We start from the raw sequence: 16,460 nt of genomic DNA, 5'->3' as shown, positions 1-16,460 counted from the left end.
TTCTTTTGAGTTAAATGGTGGTCGTTTACAAAGATTATACCAGATGTCGCAACATCATTAGCTATTATCCATATTTTTTTTGAACTAAAATTAAACAAAACCAGCTACAGAAAAGTAAACTGGATTTGTTAACTGGTTGCTTATGTATGCAAAATTACGAAAGAAATCTTATATGTCCAAATGATTTTCTGGCTTATCTGCGATACAAAATCGTTTTTTAGGATACAGCTCTCTCATGCACTACCTAAGGTAGCGCTCACAGATTTTCAAACCCCTCTATCCATTCCTCCTTCCACTTTCGTTCGGTTGGGATATTTTCCTCTATCCAAGGATTGGAAACAGCCAATCCTAACAGTCGAATAGGTCGTATGGAAAAGTCAACGCTTTTCAACAGTTGCTTAGCCAACGGCAGTATCTGATTCTTTGTTGTCAGTGCTTCCGAAGCCGTTACACTTCGAGTAATCTGTTCAAAGTCATAAAACTTGATTTTCAAAGTCAAAGTTTTTCCTTCAAACTTGGCTTCCTCTATTCTTTCCACAAGCTCCAACACTGTGTGATATAGTTCAATTAAAACAGCAGATTGGTTTGAAATATCTTTCAAAAAGGTGCGTTCGCAACCAACCGACTTGCGCAACCATTCCGAGACCACTGGTCTATCGTCGCAACCTCTGGCATACTGATAATAAACATGACCTAACTTACCAAACACCTCTACTAAATGTTTTTCTGACACTTGTCTAAGTTGTGAACCAACAAAAATGCCCATCTTGTGCATTTGTGCTGCCGTTTTAGGGCCTACACCCCAAAAATCTTCAATGCGTAACTGCCCTATAAATTCGTATGCTTCATCTGCCGAAATCTCAAAAAGCCCATCTGGCTTTTGATATTCCGAGGCAATCTTTGCTAAAAACTTATTAAATGAAACGCCAGCAGAGGCTGTTAAGTGCGTGCGTTCGAGTATCTTTGCTTTTATCTGTATGGCTATTTCTTTGGCATCTTCTATTTGAAATTTATTCTCTGTCACATCAAGAAAAGCCTCATCAATGGATATAGGTTCTACCGCATCGGTATATTCGTGAAAGATTTGTCGCACCTCTTTTGAAACTTCATGATAACGCTCACCGTGATGAGGAATGATTAACAATGTAGGACATAAGCGTTTGGCTTTGGCAATTGACATCGCCGAATGGACGCCATATTGGCGCGCTTCATAGCTGGCAGTGCTGACAACGCCACGGGGTCCATCATACCCAATCGCAATAGGCTTACCTTGCAGTTCAGGATGATCGCGCTGTTCAACGGCTGCATAGAAGGCGTCCATGTCTACATGAATAATTTTCCTCATGATGCAAAGCTACTCATTTTTGCCAAATAACGCAAACCGAGTTGGTTCTTATCCACTGCCTTTTTATTTAATAAAGGTGGATGCTGATACAAAACCATCTTTGTGCTTTCGTTTCGACAACAAACCTACTGAATGGAACGAATCGCATTGTAAACCTCATGCGCTTCATTAGCATCATTTTTTGTAACTATAATGGCATTCCAAATTTGGGCATTTTTGATAAAAGTATTTCTTACTTTTGTTCTGTTATTTTACCAAAAAACGGTCATCTAAAATCTTCAAAATAGAAAAATTTAATAGGCAAACGCCCTACAAAAATGGGCTGATTTTACCAAAATAGACGGATTTTTTAGTCGGAACATTGACTTTACGGGCTTGGAAACATGTATTAGGGTCGTTATTCACATGCTTCAACGACATTAAAGCATGCAAATAGCAGGCTTATCTCAATGCTTCAGTCGCCAAGAAAAGGTAAAAATGGGAATAAAAAGAGACAGTTTGTTCATAACATATTTAATAACAAGCGATTATGAACCTCGCACATAACTCGCGTATTTGCGACCAACTTTAGTGTTGGTTGTTTACACGCGAGTTATGAGAGGCACTTTGTAAAGAAAATTCAGCATTTATTTGTTGATGCCAACGGCTCTTTGAAATCAAATAAAGATTGAGCTGCATTGAGGTCTCTTCCTCCTCTTATAAACATCTGAATACAAGAGTGCTTATGTGCTGATTATAGGCACTTTTGGCAAAAATAACTTAATATATTTTCGTATAAGGCAAAAAACCACTATATTTGCAGTTCAAAAAGAAAACTAAAGTAATAACAAGCAACAAAATAACACGTTGGTAAAATGACAAAAGCAGATATTATTAATGAAATTGCCGCTTCTACAGGATTGCAAAAGAAAGAGGTTGCTGTGGTTGTAGAAAGCTTTATGAGCAAAGTGAAGGAAAGCCTTCTTGAAAAAAAGGAAAATGTTTATTTAAGAGGTTTTGGTAGTTTTATTATTAAACACAGAGCAGCCAAAACAGCAAGGAATATACAAAAGAACACAACGATAACGATTGACGCTCACAACTTGCCAAGCTTTAAGCCTTCAAAGAGTTTTGTGAATGCGATGAAAGAGTCTAACTAAGACTTTAGATAGACTAAATCATTGGTTTCATCTCCAGTATTTTACGTTATCGCCCATATTCATTTAATGGACAAATATTATAGTAATATAAAAAGAACAATTTAAACATTTAACATTATGCCAAACGGTAAGAAAAAGAAGGGCCACAAAATGGCAACGCATAAGCGTAAAAAAAGACTAAGAAAGAATAGACATAAGAGCAAATAATCCTGCTAAAACGTCTAAACTGACAGTGGGGCGTGTCAAAGAGTCCTAGCGTGGATTTTGATTGACCCGCCCTTTTTAATGTAACTAAGTAAAGTAAAGAAGAGAAATGACCAGCGAAGTTGTTATAGATGTCCAAGAGAAAGACATATCGACTGCCTTGTTAGAGGACAAGCGACTGGTAGAATATCAGAACGAACCTCGATCAGCTTCTTTCTCTGTGGGTAATGTTTACATCGCAAAGGTAAAGAAATTAATGCCAGGCTTAAATGCCTGCTTTGTAGATGTAGGTTACGAACGTGACGCTTTTCTTCACTATCTTGACTTAGGAAGCCAATTTAATTCTTACACCAAGTACTTAAAACAAGTACAGAGTGACCGAAAAAAACTCTATCCATTCGATAAAGCCTCGCACCTTCCTGACTTAAAGAAGGACGGCAGTGTACAGTCTACACTCACTGTAGGTCAAGAAGTTTTAGTACAAATAGTGAAAGAGCCTATTTCTACTAAAGGACCTCGACTTACGGGAGAGCTATCGTTTGCTGGACGTTTCTTGGTACTTATCCCCTTTGGAGACAAGGTATCAGTATCGTCGAAAATAAAAAAAGGCGAAGAACGTGCCAGACTGAAACAACTCGTTCAAACAATACGCCCCAAAAACTGCGGTGTCATTGTTAGAACTGTTGCAGAAGGTCAAAGGATTGCTGCGTTAGAGGGTGAAATGAAAGTCTTGACAAAGCGTTGGCAAAATGCAATTGTCAAAGTTCAAAAAACACAGAACAGACCTCAATTAGTGTATGAAGAGGCTGTTCGAGCTATCGCTCTTTTAAGAGATATTTTTAGTCCTGATTTCGAGAACATCTATGTAAACAATGACGAAGCTTACCGACAAGTCAGTGATTATGTCTCACTCATAGCACCCAATAAGGCTGGAATTGTCAAGAAATATACGGGAAGTGTTCCTATTTTTGATAATTTCAACATCACAAAACAAATTAAGTCAAGCTTTGGAAAGACTATCAACTACAAGCATGGCGCTTATCTCATCATTGAACATACAGAAGCCTTGCACGTTGTAGATGTAAATAGTGGAAACCGGACACGCAACGAAAATGGACAAGAAGCCAACGCTTTGGAAGTGAACTTAGGCGCTGCCGACGAACTGGCACGACAGTTACGTCTGCGCGACATGGGTGGTATCATCGTTGTTGACTTTATTGATATGCACCTTGCAGAGGACAGACAATTGCTCTATGAGCGGATGTGTAAGAACATGCAGAATGACCGCGCACGACATAACATACTCCCTTTAAGCAAATTTGGGTTGATGCAAATCACTCGACAGCGTGTGCGACCGGTCATGGATGTGAGTGTTGACGAGACGTGTCCAACCTGTAACGGTACTGGTAAAATTCGTTCAAGCATACTCTTCACCGATCGGCTTGAGGATAAAATTGACAAACTGGTTAACAAGATAGGAATTAAGCGATTCTATCTACACGTCCATCCATACGTGGCTGCTTACATCAATCAAGGAATTATCTCCTTGAAACGAAAATGGCAGATAAAATATGGACTGGGTGTGAACATTGTTCCTTCACAGAAACTCGCTTTTTTGCAATATGAATTTTATGACGCAAAAAAGGAGTTCATTGATATGAAGGAAGAAATTGAAACAAAATAAAATGATTATCTGTAGAATTTAGAACATTTCAGAATGTCTAAATTCTACTTTTTTTATACGGTCTGTTTTCAACTAAAACAAGTCTTCTTTCCTCTTCTGTTCACTTCAGCAGATTTCACCGAATGACTTTCCTACCCTGCTTGTTGGTCATCGATCTTCTTCGGTGGTGCTAACATTGCCAAAGAAGTACCCAACATATTATATTTTTCGTCTTCTGTGTGCAACAAAGAACGGACTCCAAATTTAATAGGGAGCGGATTTTCAAAGCTGACAACTTGTTTCTTTGAGCAGCCCCTCAAGCAAATCAAAAACAAGGAATAAGTAAAAGGGAAAATAACTACTTCTTCATCATTGAGATGTTTTGCAGTTTTATTTCAGTTTCTTCTTCAACTTAAGTGCTGGAATCTTCACCTTATCGCCAGCTTTCAGTTCCGCTTTATCGTTCACTGCTTCCATATAGCACTCCATTCCAGGACCAAGATAAGCTCTACTGATTGAGCTTAACGTCTGTCCGGGGCGAACCGTGACTGTTTGAGCAATACCGATGATGGCGTAAGCACCCGTTCTAATGCGAGGATCTGCATCATATTTTGCAGCATATTGGCAATCTTTCGTTTGTGTCTCTTGTGTTTTTTCAGCAGAAGTGGCTCGGTTTGCTGAACGAGTTGTAACTTGTTGCTGTCCTAAAGATGAAGTTTCCTTGCTCACAGGAGCAGCATCCTCGTGCTGCTGTGCTGCAGAAACGTCGTTACTTCCGTCCGTTTGATTCGTTTGTTCTTTTGTATTATTATCCTGCTGGTCGGCATTTTCATCCATTTGCGGTGTTTCTTTTACCGCACTCTCATTTGTTTTCTTTGCAGAAATTAGTTCTGCCATGAGATGTTCGATGCGATGATCACGAAGTGAGAATTGTTGAGCGACATACAAACCACTACCAATCATCAACAACAACAGGCAGCAAACCGCTCCAATCAATAATTTTTGATTGCGCTGAGTACGATGCAAAGTTTTGCGTAGATATTGCGTATCTTCACTAATCTCATCAATTTCATCGGATACAGCCTCTGTCGTTTCAACCTTTGCCGTATCGGTTTTAGCGAATGTAGACATCTCCTCACTCTGTTTATCAGCAGTGTTTTGAAGGTTCTCACTTGCTTCTTCCTTCTTTTCTTCGGTCATAGGAGCTACGATAACCGAACTTTCAGGCTGTTGCGAAGGCTCAACCAATGGCTCTACCTGCTTTTCTTCGGGTTCGTTTGCCATCTCTTTAGAAGGTGCATCAACGTTATCTGTCACTACTTCTTGCTGTGCAAGCTGTTCCTCTGGTTGCTGTTCTTCTTCTTTTGGAGGCTGTGTAGGCGAAGTCTCTTCTTGTTCTTCCGTATTTTCTTCAGCTTGATATCGTTCGTCTATTTCGGAGAAATCAGCATCATCGCTAATGGTGACCGTCTCAAATTGTTCAAATGGAGCGTTCACTCTATCTCTCAACGCAACTTCAGGTGTAAAAGATATTTTATCTCTTCCTTCTATCAAGATTCGCTCTCCTGTATTCACATCCACACTTTCACGCGGACTCACTGCTGTTACCTTGAAAGTTCCAAGACCTTTAATCTTTACTTGCTTGCCCGATTTCAGTCCTGTTGTGAGTACATCTATAAATAAAGGTATGAAAAAATCTGCCTCTCGCTTTGTCAGTTCTGCTTTCTCAACCAATACAGCTGCCAAATCTGTTAATTTAATCATGAGTTGCCTCCTTTCTTCAGTTGTTCTTTCACTAAAGGTGTGGGGCGGAAGTTGAGAACCAATTTGGGCGGTACCATCATTCGTTTACCTGTCGATGGGTTGACAAGGATACGCTCCAATCGCTTTTTTATCTCAAAGGTACCGAAAGAAGGGATAGATACGGCTTCTCCTTCATCAAAGTTTGAAGCCATCGCTTCTACCAAGATATTGACTAAATTTTGCGTTTTTTCTTGTGTATATCCACAACGCTGCGCAAGTTCTGCGATAAACTCTTTGTTATTCATGGATTGTATGATATTTCATTCAACAACTTCTCCGTACAAATCAAACTCCTCTGCATCCGTGATATTCACTTGGTAAAATGCTCCAATTTCCAAGTTCTTCCCCGTCGAATGTATTAAGACTTCAGGGTCAACATCAGGAGAACAATATTCTGTACGTCCAATATAGTAATCGTTTTCTTTTCTGTCAATGATTACTTTCATTGTCTTTCCTATCTTTTCTGCCTCAATCTCTGCACTAATTTCTTGTTGCACAGCCATGAGTAGATCCAGTCTGTGTTGCTTCATTGCCAACGACACGTCATCTTGATAATGCAAAGCACCATAGGTACCCTCTTCTTCCGAATACATAAAGGCACCCATTCTTTCAAATCGTGCCCACCGAACAAAGTCAAGCAATTCTTGGAATTCTTCTTCCGTCTCACCAGGAAATCCAACCATGAGCGTTGTTCGTAAATGAATACCTGGAACCTTTGCTCGAATGGTCTTGATGAGATTGAGCGTTTCCTGCTTACTCACATGGCGATGCATACGAGATAACACGCCATCTGAAATATGCTGTAAAGCAATATCAAGATAGTTACAAACTTTTTTGTTTTCTCTGATTACGTCTAAAAGCTCTAACGGGAATTGGTTTGGATAAGCATAATGAAGCCGAATCCATTGCACTCCTTCTATCTCTGCAATCGCAGAAATCAGGTCCGCAATATGTTGCTTGCCATCGATATCTCTACCATAATAAGTCAATTCTTGGGCAATGACCTGAAATTCTTTCACCCCTTGTGCCACCATGTCCTTGACTTCCGCTAAAATATCCGACTTCAATCTGCTCTTATGTTTACCTGTCATGAGTGGTATGGCACAATAAGCACACTGACGATCGCAGCCTTCTGAAATCTTTAAATACGCATAATGGCGGGGTGTTGTCAGATGTCTCAAGCCATGACAGGAGGATATTTCAGCTTTTCCCAAATCAGACAAGAGTTGCTTATAATTGAATTTTCCATAAAATTTATCCACTTCAGGGATTTCATTCTCCAGTTCATCTTTGTATCGCTGGCTCAAACAACCCATCACAAAAAGCTTCTTTAGTCTACCCTCTTTCTTAGCTTCGACAAAACTTAAAATGGTATTGATACTCTCTTCTTTTGCCGATTCTATGAAACCACAAGTATTAATAACCGCAATTTCACCATCAGGAGACTCACTGTCATGGGTACAACGATAGCCGTTGTCTTCAAACAATCTCATTAACTTCTCACTGTCAACAAGATTCTTTGAGCAACCCATGGTAATAATATCAATTTGATTTTTCTTCAAAACAACCAACTACTTTTTTTATTTTTATCCAAAAAGGCTATCAACAAATTCCTTTCGCTGAAAGAGTTGCAAATCTTCCATTTGCTCTCCTAATCCAATGTACTTCACAGGCACTTTCAATTGGTCGCTGATGCCAATCACTACGCCGCCTTTAGCCGTACCATCAAGTTTGGTAATCGCCAAAGACGTAATTTGAGTTACCGCAGAAAACTGTTTTGCTTGTTCAAATGCATTCTGACCAGTGCTACCATCAAGAACCAACAACACTTCATCTGGAGCTTGAGGCAGTACCTTTTTCATTACCTCTTTGATTTTCTTCAGCTCGTTCATCAGTCCCACTTTATTGTGTAAGCGTCCTGCTGTATCAATCAAAACTACGTCTGCATGATTAGCTTTAGCACTCTGCAACGTGTCAAAAGCGACCGAAGCAGGGTCAGAACCCATTTGTTGTTTAATGACAGGTACTCCTACTCGCTCACCCCATATCACGATTTGGTCTACCGCAGCGGCACGGTAAGTGTCTGCAGCTCCCAAATATACTTTCTTTCCAGCCTGCTTAAACTGATAAGCAAGCTTTCCTATTGTTGTAGTTTTTCCTACACCATTGACGCCAACAACAAGGATAACATAAGGTTGATGATCTGTTGGCAAACTCCAACTCTCATTATCTTCGGAATGATTCTCTGCTAACAAAGTGGCAATTTCTTCACGTAGAATGGCATTAAGTTCAGAGGTAGAGACGTATTTATCACGTTCTACCCGTTCTTCTATACGTTGGATAATTTTTAAAGTCGTATCAACACCGACATCAGAGGTAATAAGCACCTCTTCAAGGTTATCCAACACTTCATCGTCTACCTTAGATTTCCCTATAACGGCTCGCGAAAGTTTGCTTATCACACTTTGCTTTGTCTTCTCTAAACCTTGGTCTAAGGTTTCTTTCTTTTTCTTGTTGAAGAGACCAAAAATTCCCATAATACTATCTTTTCCTAATAATTGAATATCCCGAAAGAGAGATAACTGTCAATAATTGAATAACTTAATTGGCATGTATGAAGTTCTTCTATAAGACGAAACACTCACGCATGAAATACTTTATCCTTGTTAAATCAACTGTATATATACGTTACAAAGATAGCACATTTTTTCGATATTTTCTCAATCTACAAGCAATTTTCAATAGCCTTCAGCATAATTATTAAAATCATCCACCATTCATAGCGCTCTATCTCTATGAATGAAGCTCACAATTTCTAAGAGTTGACTACAGCTCCAAAATTACTCAACATTTTTAGTTTGTATGTTCAAAATCACTTGTCAATGTTTTTCAATGCAACAAAAGGGAAAAACACTGTACTTCAACAGGACAAGCAGTACACAAGGGATTATTGAAAAGATAATTGTTGCAATCGCTGACGCAATTCAGCAGCTTGAGATTTTCGTATGGCTAAGGAGATGTGACAAGTATTATCGAATGTTTGAGAAACAATTCGAGGCTCCAACTCTTTCACTACTCGCATAACTTCATTTAACAGCGGATAGGTAAAAGAGTAATCAATAATATCTTCTACATATCTCGTTTCTATTTGTGCATTTTCTATAGCTGCCGCAGCAGCTGTTCTATAAGCGACAATAAGTCCACTGGTTCCCAATTTGGTACCACCAAAATATCTCACAACAACAATTAAGATGTCAGTCAATTCATGAGCGTTAATTTGTCCCAAGATAGGTTTTCCTGCGGTGCTGGAAGGTTCACCATCGTCATTCGCACGGAAAACACTTCTGTCCGCTCCCAGCATGTACGCATAACAGCAGTGGCGAGCGTCATAATATTTCTTCTTGTAAGCTTGCAACAATTCCTTCACTTCATTTTCAGTCGTGACATGGTGCGCAAAGGCGAGGAATTTACTCCGTTTCTCGGAGTAAAATCCCTCGCCCATTTGATGAGTTATGGTTCTATATTGATCTGTCATCAAGATAGTTTATGAATCACTAAGCCACTACGCAGTTTAGGTTCAAACCATGTTGCTTTCGGTGGCATAATTTTTCCTGAGTCTGCAATATCCATAATCTGCTGCATAGAAACAGGATAAAGAGCCAATGCCATCTTCATTTCTCCACTGTCTACTCGACGCTCAAGCTCTTCCAAGCCACGCAAGCCACCAACGAAATCAATACGCTTGTCTGAACGTAAATCCTTGATTCCGAGTAATTCATCAAGTATCAATCGAGAAGAAATATCTACGTCCAATACCCCAATTGGATCGTTGTCGTCGTATGTTCCTGGTTTTGCTTTCAAGCTATACCACTTTCCGTCCAGATACAAAGAGAATTCATGCAACTGCTGCGGCTTGTAACTCTTCGTACCTTCCTCAACAACATCAAAGTTTTTCTCCAAAGCTTTTAAGAACTCTTCTGATGTCATTCCGTTCAAATCCTTCACCACTCTATTATAATCTAAAATGGTTAACTGAGATGCAGGGAAGCAAACAGCCATGAAATAGTTATATTCTTCATGACCTGTATGATTAGGATTGGCTTTCGATTTTTCAACACCAACCAATGCAGCAGCTGCAGAACGGTGGTGACCGTCAGCTATATACAAGGCTGGCATCTTCTTAAATTCAGCTGTAATTGTTTCAATATCCTTCCCATCGGAGATTACCCAGAATTGATGTCTGAAACCGTCAATAGGAGCAATGAAGTCGTATTCAGGATTTTCAGAGGCATAACGCTCTATCAAAGCTGTAAGCGTTTGATTGTCGGGATAAGCAAAGAAAACTGGTTCTATGTTGGCATCGCATACCCGTACGTGCTTCATTCTGTCTTCTTCTTTATCTCTTCGGGTCAGTTCATGCTTCTTAATAACTCCATTAAGATAGTCTTGACAATAAGCGCCTACTACCAATCCATACTGTGTCTTACCATTCATGGTTTGGGCATAGATATAGTAGTTTTCGTGCTCATCTTGCTTGAGCCAGCCTTTATCTTGGAACTTCTTAAAGTTCTTAGCTGCTTGCTCATAGACACGTGGGTCATATTCAGAAGTTCCTGGCTCGAAATCGATTTCTGGTTTTATAATGTGATACAGACTCTTTTCATTATCTCCAGCTTCTTCTCTCGCCTCTTCAGAATCCAAGACATCGTATGGACGTGACTCAACCTCTTCGACTAAATCTTTTGGAGGTCGAACGCCTTTGAATGGTTTAATTGTTGCCATAGTGTTTACTTGTTAACTTGAAATTTCGTGCAACCGTCTTTGAAATAAGCATTGATTTGCTGTGCGGCAGCAATTCCTGCATTAGCGTTAGCTTCTGCTGTCTGTGCGCCCATCTTCTTAGGAGTAGTGAAGTAACGACCTTCGAACTTTGCGAATTCTGCATCAGCATCTGGCTTGATGTCTGTCACAAATTTAAGATCTTCACGTTCACCCATTAAACGCAACAATTCTGGTTCGTTGATAACTTCCTTGCGAGCAGTATTTACCAAAATGCCACCCTTCTTCATCAAATTAACAACATCGTAACCAACACTTTGTTTTGTATGTTCATTAGCGGGAAGATGTACACTAACAATATCACACTTCTTGAAAAGCTCTTCTTTGGTAGCTACAAACTGTACGCCATCTTCTTTTTTAGGATTCTCTGCATGCGAACGGCTGAAGCCATATACCTCCATACCAAAACCATTAGCGATGCGAGCTACATGACGACCAATGTTACCGAAAGCCAAGATACCTAATTTTCTACCTTTCAGTTCACAACCTGATTTTCCTGAGAAGCAGCTACGACACATATAAATCAACAAGCCAAATACCAATTCAGCAACTGCATTAGAGTTCTGACCAGGAGTATTTTCTACCACAATACCTTTTTCTTTGGCATAAGCGGTGTCAATAGAATCGTAACCAGCACCTGCACGAACAACAACTTTAAGTTTTGGAGCAGCATCAAGGATTTCTTTCGTTATTTTATCAGAACGAACAATCATCGCCTCTGCATCTTTAACAGCATCTTTGAGTTCATCGGTAGAAGTGTATTTTTCTAACAGTTTAACGCAATGATTCTGACTCTCCAACTCTTTTTTAATAGCCTCAACTGCCTTTGCATTAAAAGGTTTTTCTGTAGCAATAAGTACTTTCATTTGTTTAGAATATTGAATGGGTTAATTAAGTACGTAACCACAATAGGAAGTGATTACGCATGAATTGATGAACAAACAGGCTAAAATAAGGTTGTATCAAGCAAACTGGATAATTACGCTCACCTAATTTTCTTATTTTAGCCTATTTGTAAATCATGATTAGTTTGTAGTTTGTAATGGATTAATGTTTGTCTTCGAATTCTTTCATGCAAGCAATCAGTGCTTTCACACCATCAACACTCATAGCGTTGTAGCAACTTGCACGGAAACCTCCAACAGAACGGTGTCCCTTGATACCAACCATACCACGTTCAGTAGCGAACTCGAAGAATGGTTTTTCAAGATCTTGGTATTCTTCGTTCATGACAAAGCAGATATTCATCAATGAGCGATCTTCTTTAGCAACAGTTCCCTTGAACAGTTTGTTTCTGTCAATCTCAGCATATAACAAGTCTGCTCTTTCGTGAGCCAACTTATCCATTGCTTCTACACCGCCGTTCTTCTTAATCCAACGCAATGTTTCGAGAGCTGAATAGATAGGAACAACAGGAGGAGTGTTGAACATAGAACCCTTCTCGATGTGTGTGCGATAATCCAACATCGTTGGTATTTCACGTCCGGTCTTACCTAACATGTCTTCCTTAACGATAACGAATGTAACACCAGCCATAGCCAAGTTCTTCTGTGCTCCACCGTAGATACATGCGTATTTAGAAACATCAATAGGACGACTAAATATATCTGATGACATATCTGCAATAAGTGGCACCTTTACATCCAAGTCTTTACGTATCTCTGTACCGTAGATGGTATTGTTGGAAGTAATGTGAAAATAATCACAATCCTCAGGTACGCTCCATCCTTTAGGAAGATAAGAATAGTTCTTGTCTGCAGAAGAAGCTACTTCTACTACTTCTCCGAAGAATTTTGCTTCTTTCAAAGCTTTCTTAGCCCATGTACCTGTATTCAGGTAAGCAGCTTTCTTTACAAAGAAGTTGTTAGGAATCATGTGGAACTGCAATGATGCACCACCACCTAAGAAGATAACTGCATAACCTTCTGGTATCTGCAACAACTCTTTAATCAAAGCTACAGCCTCGTCAACAACTGGCTGAAAGTCTTTTGAACGGTGACTAATCTCCATCAGAGAAAGTCCGATACCATTAAAGTCAAGAATTTGTTTCGCTGTGTTTTCAATTACTTCACGAGGAAGGATTGATGGACCTGCATTAAAATTGTATTTTTCCATTGTTTTAAAGTTAAAATTAAACAAGTATTAGTAATTGGTTGCTAATTTACAACAATAGTTTGAAAGACAAAAATAAAAACTGTATTATTTTGCACTTTCCGCGTTTTTTCTATTCTGCAGCCTCAAAAATCGTTTTCAAACCCTTAATTTTTTGTCCTTTTGCCCTTTTTAGAACTTCTTGCAACTTATTTCTTTGGACTGCCACATATACGTAATAATTATTCACATCAATACGTCCTATCTCATCAGGAGCAAGTTGACATTTCTTACACAAGAACCCAACAACGTCCATTTTGCTTATCTTATCTTTCTTCCCTTTACCTATATATATAGTTGCCATTTTGGGTAATGCGGGCTGACTGTCCGTAACAGGGATGCTATATTCTTGAGTATGACTGATAGTGTATGCAGGTATCACCTCTGTGGGGCCAATGAGCAGGAACGCCCTACCCTCTTTTTCCCAACGAGCTGTCCTCCCCGTTCTGTGTACATAGTTTTCTTCTTGGTCTGGCAATTGATAGTGAACGATGTTGTCTACATCTGGAATATCCAATCCACGCGAAGCCAAATCCGTACTCACCAAGATATTCACCGACCCATTAGAAAATTTATAGATCGAACTTTCACGTTCTTGCTGATCTAAACCACCATGAAAAACAGTAGAGTAAAAATGTTGAAATGTCAAAAAATCATGGATGCGTTCGGCACTTTCCCGATAATTCGTGAACACTATCGTACTCTGATTTCCAAACGACAACAACAGTTGTTTGAGTGTTTGCAGCTTATCCTTGTCCGGACTACGAACCGAAAAGACTCGAACCTGATGAGAGACGGTTGCTGATGTGAGATAATCCAATCGGTCGACATTATTCATGTTGACGAAATGAGGAATTTCTACGGCATCTGTTGCCGAAAGAAGGATGCGCTGTTTGACGGCAGTAAGCTTCTCAAGTATCTTGCTCATCTCCTCTTGGAATCCCATCTCTAAACACTTATCAAATTCATCAATAACGACATATTGAATCGTTTCAATACTGATGTTTCGTTTGTCTAAGTGGTCATTCAACCTTCCAGGCGTAGCAAAAACGATTTGTGGTTGTACTTGTCGCAACTGTCGGTGTTCATCCATGGCGGGACGTCCACCATAACACGCAAATCCTTTCATTGCTTTGGTGAGCAGTTGCAAGACTTCTGCTGATTGAATGGCAAGCTCTCTATTGGGAACTATCACTACGGCTTGCACCTCTTTTGAACTTACATCCAACTTTTGAAGAATCGGCAACAAATAAGCCAAAGTCTTTCCCGACCCAGTTGGAGATAGAAGGATAACATCACGTCCGCTTTGTGCAATGCTGTCAGAAGCTTTCAACTGCATGGCACTCAGTTGTTCTATCCCTAATTTGGCTAAATCGACGGTGACATTCATGACTTATTTTTGTTTTTGATTGATAATACGATCGATTTCTTCAAACTCCTTACCCATGTTCAAATTCAGATAGATGGTATACAGCGGCGTACCCCATTTATCTTTCATCTCGGGAGCCAAAGCCCTATAACGCTCTAAATAGGGCAAAGCCTTATGATAATAGCCAAGAATTTGCTTTCTATTTTTCTTTGATAATTTCGTATCATTGTCTAAGAGAACAGCTTGATTGAAATAAGCAAGACCTGCATTGAGATAGGGTTCTGGCATGCTGTCATTCTTTGCGATGAGGTCATCACAGATTTGAATACACGCATCGTATCTACCGGTATTCAAAAGTACGGTACTCTTGGCAAATTGATATAACTGATTGGTACTGTCCACCGCTAACGCTCGGTCAATGACGTCCAAGGCATTATCAAATTGTTTCGTCATTACATAATAATCAACCAATCGAGGGAAGAAAAATGGAAAGCTGGGATGAGTGGTAAATCCCTCGTCCAAAACCTTTAGATACATGGTTGTATCTTTTTTCTCTTCATAGATATTGGCAAGATATTGCAGCATGTAGGGATAATGCACCGAATCCTTCAATGCGAGATGCGAATGTTTCAAAGTTGCATCATAGTTCCTTAATTGGTAAGCACTAAATGCAGCCCAATAAGAAGCTTCAGGCATTCGCCTATCTTTCTCTACATACTGGTATTTTTCAAACAATGGCTCATAAGCACTCTGAATGTAAGTATTGTACATTTGATAGGCTTCAGCATATTTCTTTTTATTAAGGAAGAAAGCCCCACCATTAAAGAGATTCGGTCTGATTTGATGCAGATATTGTGCATGTTCGCTACGATAGGCTGGAGCTACTTTCCCCCTTTTATTAGGTAGTGCATCAATGGAATCAAATGCCTGTAAATCTTCAAACATATTTCTTGCCAAAGAAAACAACCGTGTGGTATCGTATTTTTGCTTCAAATACAACTTCTCATTTCCTTGCTCATATTGCTTTCTAACCGCTTCAAAAAGAGTTAACCATATTTTTTTATTGCTTCTGTTGGTTGAGTCATTGAGCAAGCTGCGCATGGATTTTTCGGCTTTATCCAAATTGTTTCCACGTTTCACCCATTGTCTTGCTTGTAAAATCTCTTTTCTCTGTCCTTGGGCAGTCACAACAAAGCTTACTATAAAGAAAATATATAAAAGTCTTTTCATCATCTACTACGTAAAACTATATTCAATTACTGGAACAATGTCCAAAAATAATGATAGGTATAAAATATGTCTTAAAAACTAATCCCCCATTTGTTATGCAAATATACGCAATTTTCCATATATCAAAGAGATTATTCCGACAAAACTTGCATTATTATCTTCACCTTATTTATATATATAGACAAACCTGTACCTCTCTTTTTAACAATAAGTATGGCTTGACTCTAAAAAACTATGAACTACAGCTCTTTCATTGATGAATGATAGTTTCACTACGATGCACACCCCCGAAGTCGTGTTTGTAATCTCGATGATACGACGTATTAAATAAAAATAAATGCTGAATTTTCTTTACAAAGTGCCTCTCATAACTCGCATGTAAACCACCAACAACAAAGTTGGTCGCAAATACGCGAGTTATGAGCAATGTTCATAATCGCTTGTTATTGAACATATTACAAGTAAAGTCTCTCCTTTTACTTTCTTTTTCCCCTTTTTTCTTCGACTAACCCATTGAGATAAGCTAACAATTTGCATGCTTTAATGAGGTTGAAGCATGTGAATAACGCCGCTAATGTATGTTTCCAAGCCCGTTAAATCAATATTCCAACTTAAAACGACAGCTTTTTTGGTAAAATCAGCCCATTTTTGTATATGGATTGCCTATTGATTTTTTCTATTTTGAAGATTTTAGATGGTCGTTTTTTGGTAAAATAA

The 16,460-nt window shown here is 39.2% G+C and carries 13 protein-coding genes; 2 read left to right on the top strand and 11 right to left on the bottom strand.

Annotated elements, in window-relative coordinates; genetic code table 11:
• Nucleotides 1–256: 256 nt before the first annotated feature.
• Nucleotides 257–1,345, bottom strand: coding sequence for a DNA polymerase IV (gene dinB, locus HMPREF9304_RS02400; protein WP_036926197.1), 1,089 nt, complete (start codon nucleotides 1,343–1,345; stop codon nucleotides 257–259).
• An 854-nt stretch (nucleotides 1,346–2,199) separates the two neighbouring features.
• On the opposite strand from dinB, the gene HMPREF9304_RS02395 reads away from it, so the two are divergent.
• A complete protein-coding gene (locus HMPREF9304_RS02395) occupies nucleotides 2,200–2,484 on the top strand; it encodes an HU family DNA-binding protein (protein ID WP_008125609.1) in 285 nt (94 codons plus the stop codon).
• Nucleotides 2,485–2,797: 313 nt separating this feature from the next.
• On the top strand, nucleotides 2,798–4,372 hold the full coding sequence (locus tag HMPREF9304_RS02390; RefSeq protein ID WP_036926196.1) for an Rne/Rng family ribonuclease: 1,575 nt from the start codon (nucleotides 2,798–2,800) through the stop codon (nucleotides 4,370–4,372).
• 369 nt (nucleotides 4,373–4,741) lie between these two features.
• Here HMPREF9304_RS02390 and HMPREF9304_RS02385 read toward each other — a convergent pair whose 3' ends face one another.
• The 10 genes from HMPREF9304_RS02385 to HMPREF9304_RS02340 all read right to left on the bottom strand — a co-directional run bounded on the left by HMPREF9304_RS02385 (nucleotide 4,742) and on the right by HMPREF9304_RS02340 (nucleotide 15,743).
• A complete protein-coding gene (locus HMPREF9304_RS02385) occupies nucleotides 4,742–6,115 on the bottom strand; it encodes an HU family DNA-binding protein (RefSeq protein WP_036926195.1) in 1,374 nt (457 codons plus the stop codon).
• On the bottom strand, nucleotides 6,112–6,399 hold the full coding sequence (locus HMPREF9304_RS02380; protein ID WP_008125604.1) for an HU family DNA-binding protein: 288 nt from the start codon (nucleotides 6,397–6,399) through the stop codon (nucleotides 6,112–6,114). Before HMPREF9304_RS02380 ends, HMPREF9304_RS02385 begins: the two co-directional genes overlap by 4 nt.
• A 15-nt stretch (nucleotides 6,400–6,414) precedes the next feature.
• Nucleotides 6,415–7,716, bottom strand: coding sequence for a 30S ribosomal protein S12 methylthiotransferase RimO (gene rimO / locus HMPREF9304_RS02375; protein ID WP_036926224.1), 1,302 nt, complete (start codon nucleotides 7,714–7,716; stop codon nucleotides 6,415–6,417).
• A 24-nt stretch (nucleotides 7,717–7,740) separates the two neighbouring features.
• The gene (gene ftsY / locus HMPREF9304_RS02370) at nucleotides 7,741–8,691 is read right to left on the bottom strand and encodes a signal recognition particle-docking protein FtsY (protein WP_008125600.1); all 951 of its coding nucleotides are present in this window, start codon (nucleotides 8,689–8,691) and stop codon (nucleotides 7,741–7,743) included.
• Nucleotides 8,692–9,101: 410 nt separating this feature from the next.
• Nucleotides 9,102–9,689: an IMPACT family protein gene (locus HMPREF9304_RS02365; RefSeq protein WP_036926194.1), complete on the bottom strand. Its 588-nt coding sequence runs from the start codon at nucleotides 9,687–9,689 to the stop codon at nucleotides 9,102–9,104.
• Complete coding sequence (locus HMPREF9304_RS02360; protein ID WP_036926193.1) at nucleotides 9,689–10,936, bottom strand: DUF1015 domain-containing protein; 1,248 nt, start codon at nucleotides 10,934–10,936, stop codon at nucleotides 9,689–9,691. The genes HMPREF9304_RS02365 and HMPREF9304_RS02360 overlap by 1 nt, the downstream gene beginning before the upstream one ends.
• A gap of 5 nt (nucleotides 10,937–10,941) precedes the next feature.
• On the bottom strand, nucleotides 10,942–11,859 hold the full coding sequence (locus HMPREF9304_RS02355; protein WP_036926192.1) for an NAD(P)-dependent oxidoreductase: 918 nt from the start codon (nucleotides 11,857–11,859) through the stop codon (nucleotides 10,942–10,944).
• A gap of 181 nt (nucleotides 11,860–12,040) precedes the next feature.
• Nucleotides 12,041–13,108, bottom strand: coding sequence for a 3-phosphoserine/phosphohydroxythreonine transaminase (gene serC, locus HMPREF9304_RS02350; protein WP_036926191.1), 1,068 nt, complete (start codon nucleotides 13,106–13,108; stop codon nucleotides 12,041–12,043).
• A 109-nt stretch (nucleotides 13,109–13,217) separates the two neighbouring features.
• On the bottom strand, nucleotides 13,218–14,534 hold the full coding sequence (locus HMPREF9304_RS02345; protein ID WP_036926190.1) for a DEAD/DEAH box helicase: 1,317 nt from the start codon (nucleotides 14,532–14,534) through the stop codon (nucleotides 13,218–13,220).
• 3 nt (nucleotides 14,535–14,537) lie between these two features.
• Nucleotides 14,538–15,743, bottom strand: coding sequence for a tetratricopeptide repeat protein (locus HMPREF9304_RS02340; RefSeq protein WP_036926223.1), 1,206 nt, complete (start codon nucleotides 15,741–15,743; stop codon nucleotides 14,538–14,540).
• Nucleotides 15,744–16,460: the final 717 nt, after the last annotated feature.

It is taken from the genome of Hoylesella timonensis S9-PR14, from assembly GCF_000762405.1.
Lineage (GTDB): Bacteria > Bacteroidota > Bacteroidia > Bacteroidales > Bacteroidaceae > Prevotella > Prevotella timonensis_A.
The sequence above is the reverse complement of the archived record's forward strand: the minus strand, read 5'-3'. Positions and strand labels throughout refer to the sequence as shown.

What these genes read in the sequence shown, in the direction of transcription:
- ftsY (WP_008125600.1), bottom strand. Translation starts at nt 8,691, where the DNA reads ATGGGAATTTTTGGTCTCTTCAACAAGAAAAAGAAAGAAACCTTAGAC.
- HMPREF9304_RS02355 (WP_036926192.1), bottom strand. Translation starts at nt 11,859, where the DNA reads ATGAAAGTACTTATTGCTACAGAAAAACCTTTTAATGCAAAGGCAGTT.
- HMPREF9304_RS02365 (WP_036926194.1), bottom strand. Translation starts at nt 9,689, where the DNA reads ATGACAGATCAATATAGAACCATAACTCATCAAATGGGCGAGGGATTT.
- dinB (WP_036926197.1), bottom strand. Translation starts at nt 1,345, where the DNA reads ATGAGGAAAATTATTCATGTAGACATGGACGCCTTCTATGCAGCCGTT.
- HMPREF9304_RS02385 (WP_036926195.1), bottom strand. Translation starts at nt 6,115, where the DNA reads ATGATTAAATTAACAGATTTGGCAGCTGTATTGGTTGAGAAAGCAGAA.
- HMPREF9304_RS02340 (WP_036926223.1), bottom strand. Translation starts at nt 15,743, where the DNA reads ATGAAAAGACTTTTATATATTTTCTTTATAGTAAGCTTTGTTGTGACT.
- HMPREF9304_RS02380 (WP_008125604.1), bottom strand. Translation starts at nt 6,399, where the DNA reads ATGAATAACAAAGAGTTTATCGCAGAACTTGCGCAGCGTTGTGGATAT.
- HMPREF9304_RS02390 (WP_036926196.1), top strand. Translation starts at nt 2,798, where the DNA reads ATGACCAGCGAAGTTGTTATAGATGTCCAAGAGAAAGACATATCGACT.
- serC (WP_036926191.1), bottom strand. Translation starts at nt 13,108, where the DNA reads ATGGAAAAATACAATTTTAATGCAGGTCCATCAATCCTTCCTCGTGAA.
- HMPREF9304_RS02395 (WP_008125609.1), top strand. Translation starts at nt 2,200, where the DNA reads ATGACAAAAGCAGATATTATTAATGAAATTGCCGCTTCTACAGGATTG.
- HMPREF9304_RS02360 (WP_036926193.1), bottom strand. Translation starts at nt 10,936, where the DNA reads ATGGCAACAATTAAACCATTCAAAGGCGTTCGACCTCCAAAAGATTTA.
- HMPREF9304_RS02345 (WP_036926190.1), bottom strand. Translation starts at nt 14,534, where the DNA reads ATGAATGTCACCGTCGATTTAGCCAAATTAGGGATAGAACAACTGAGT.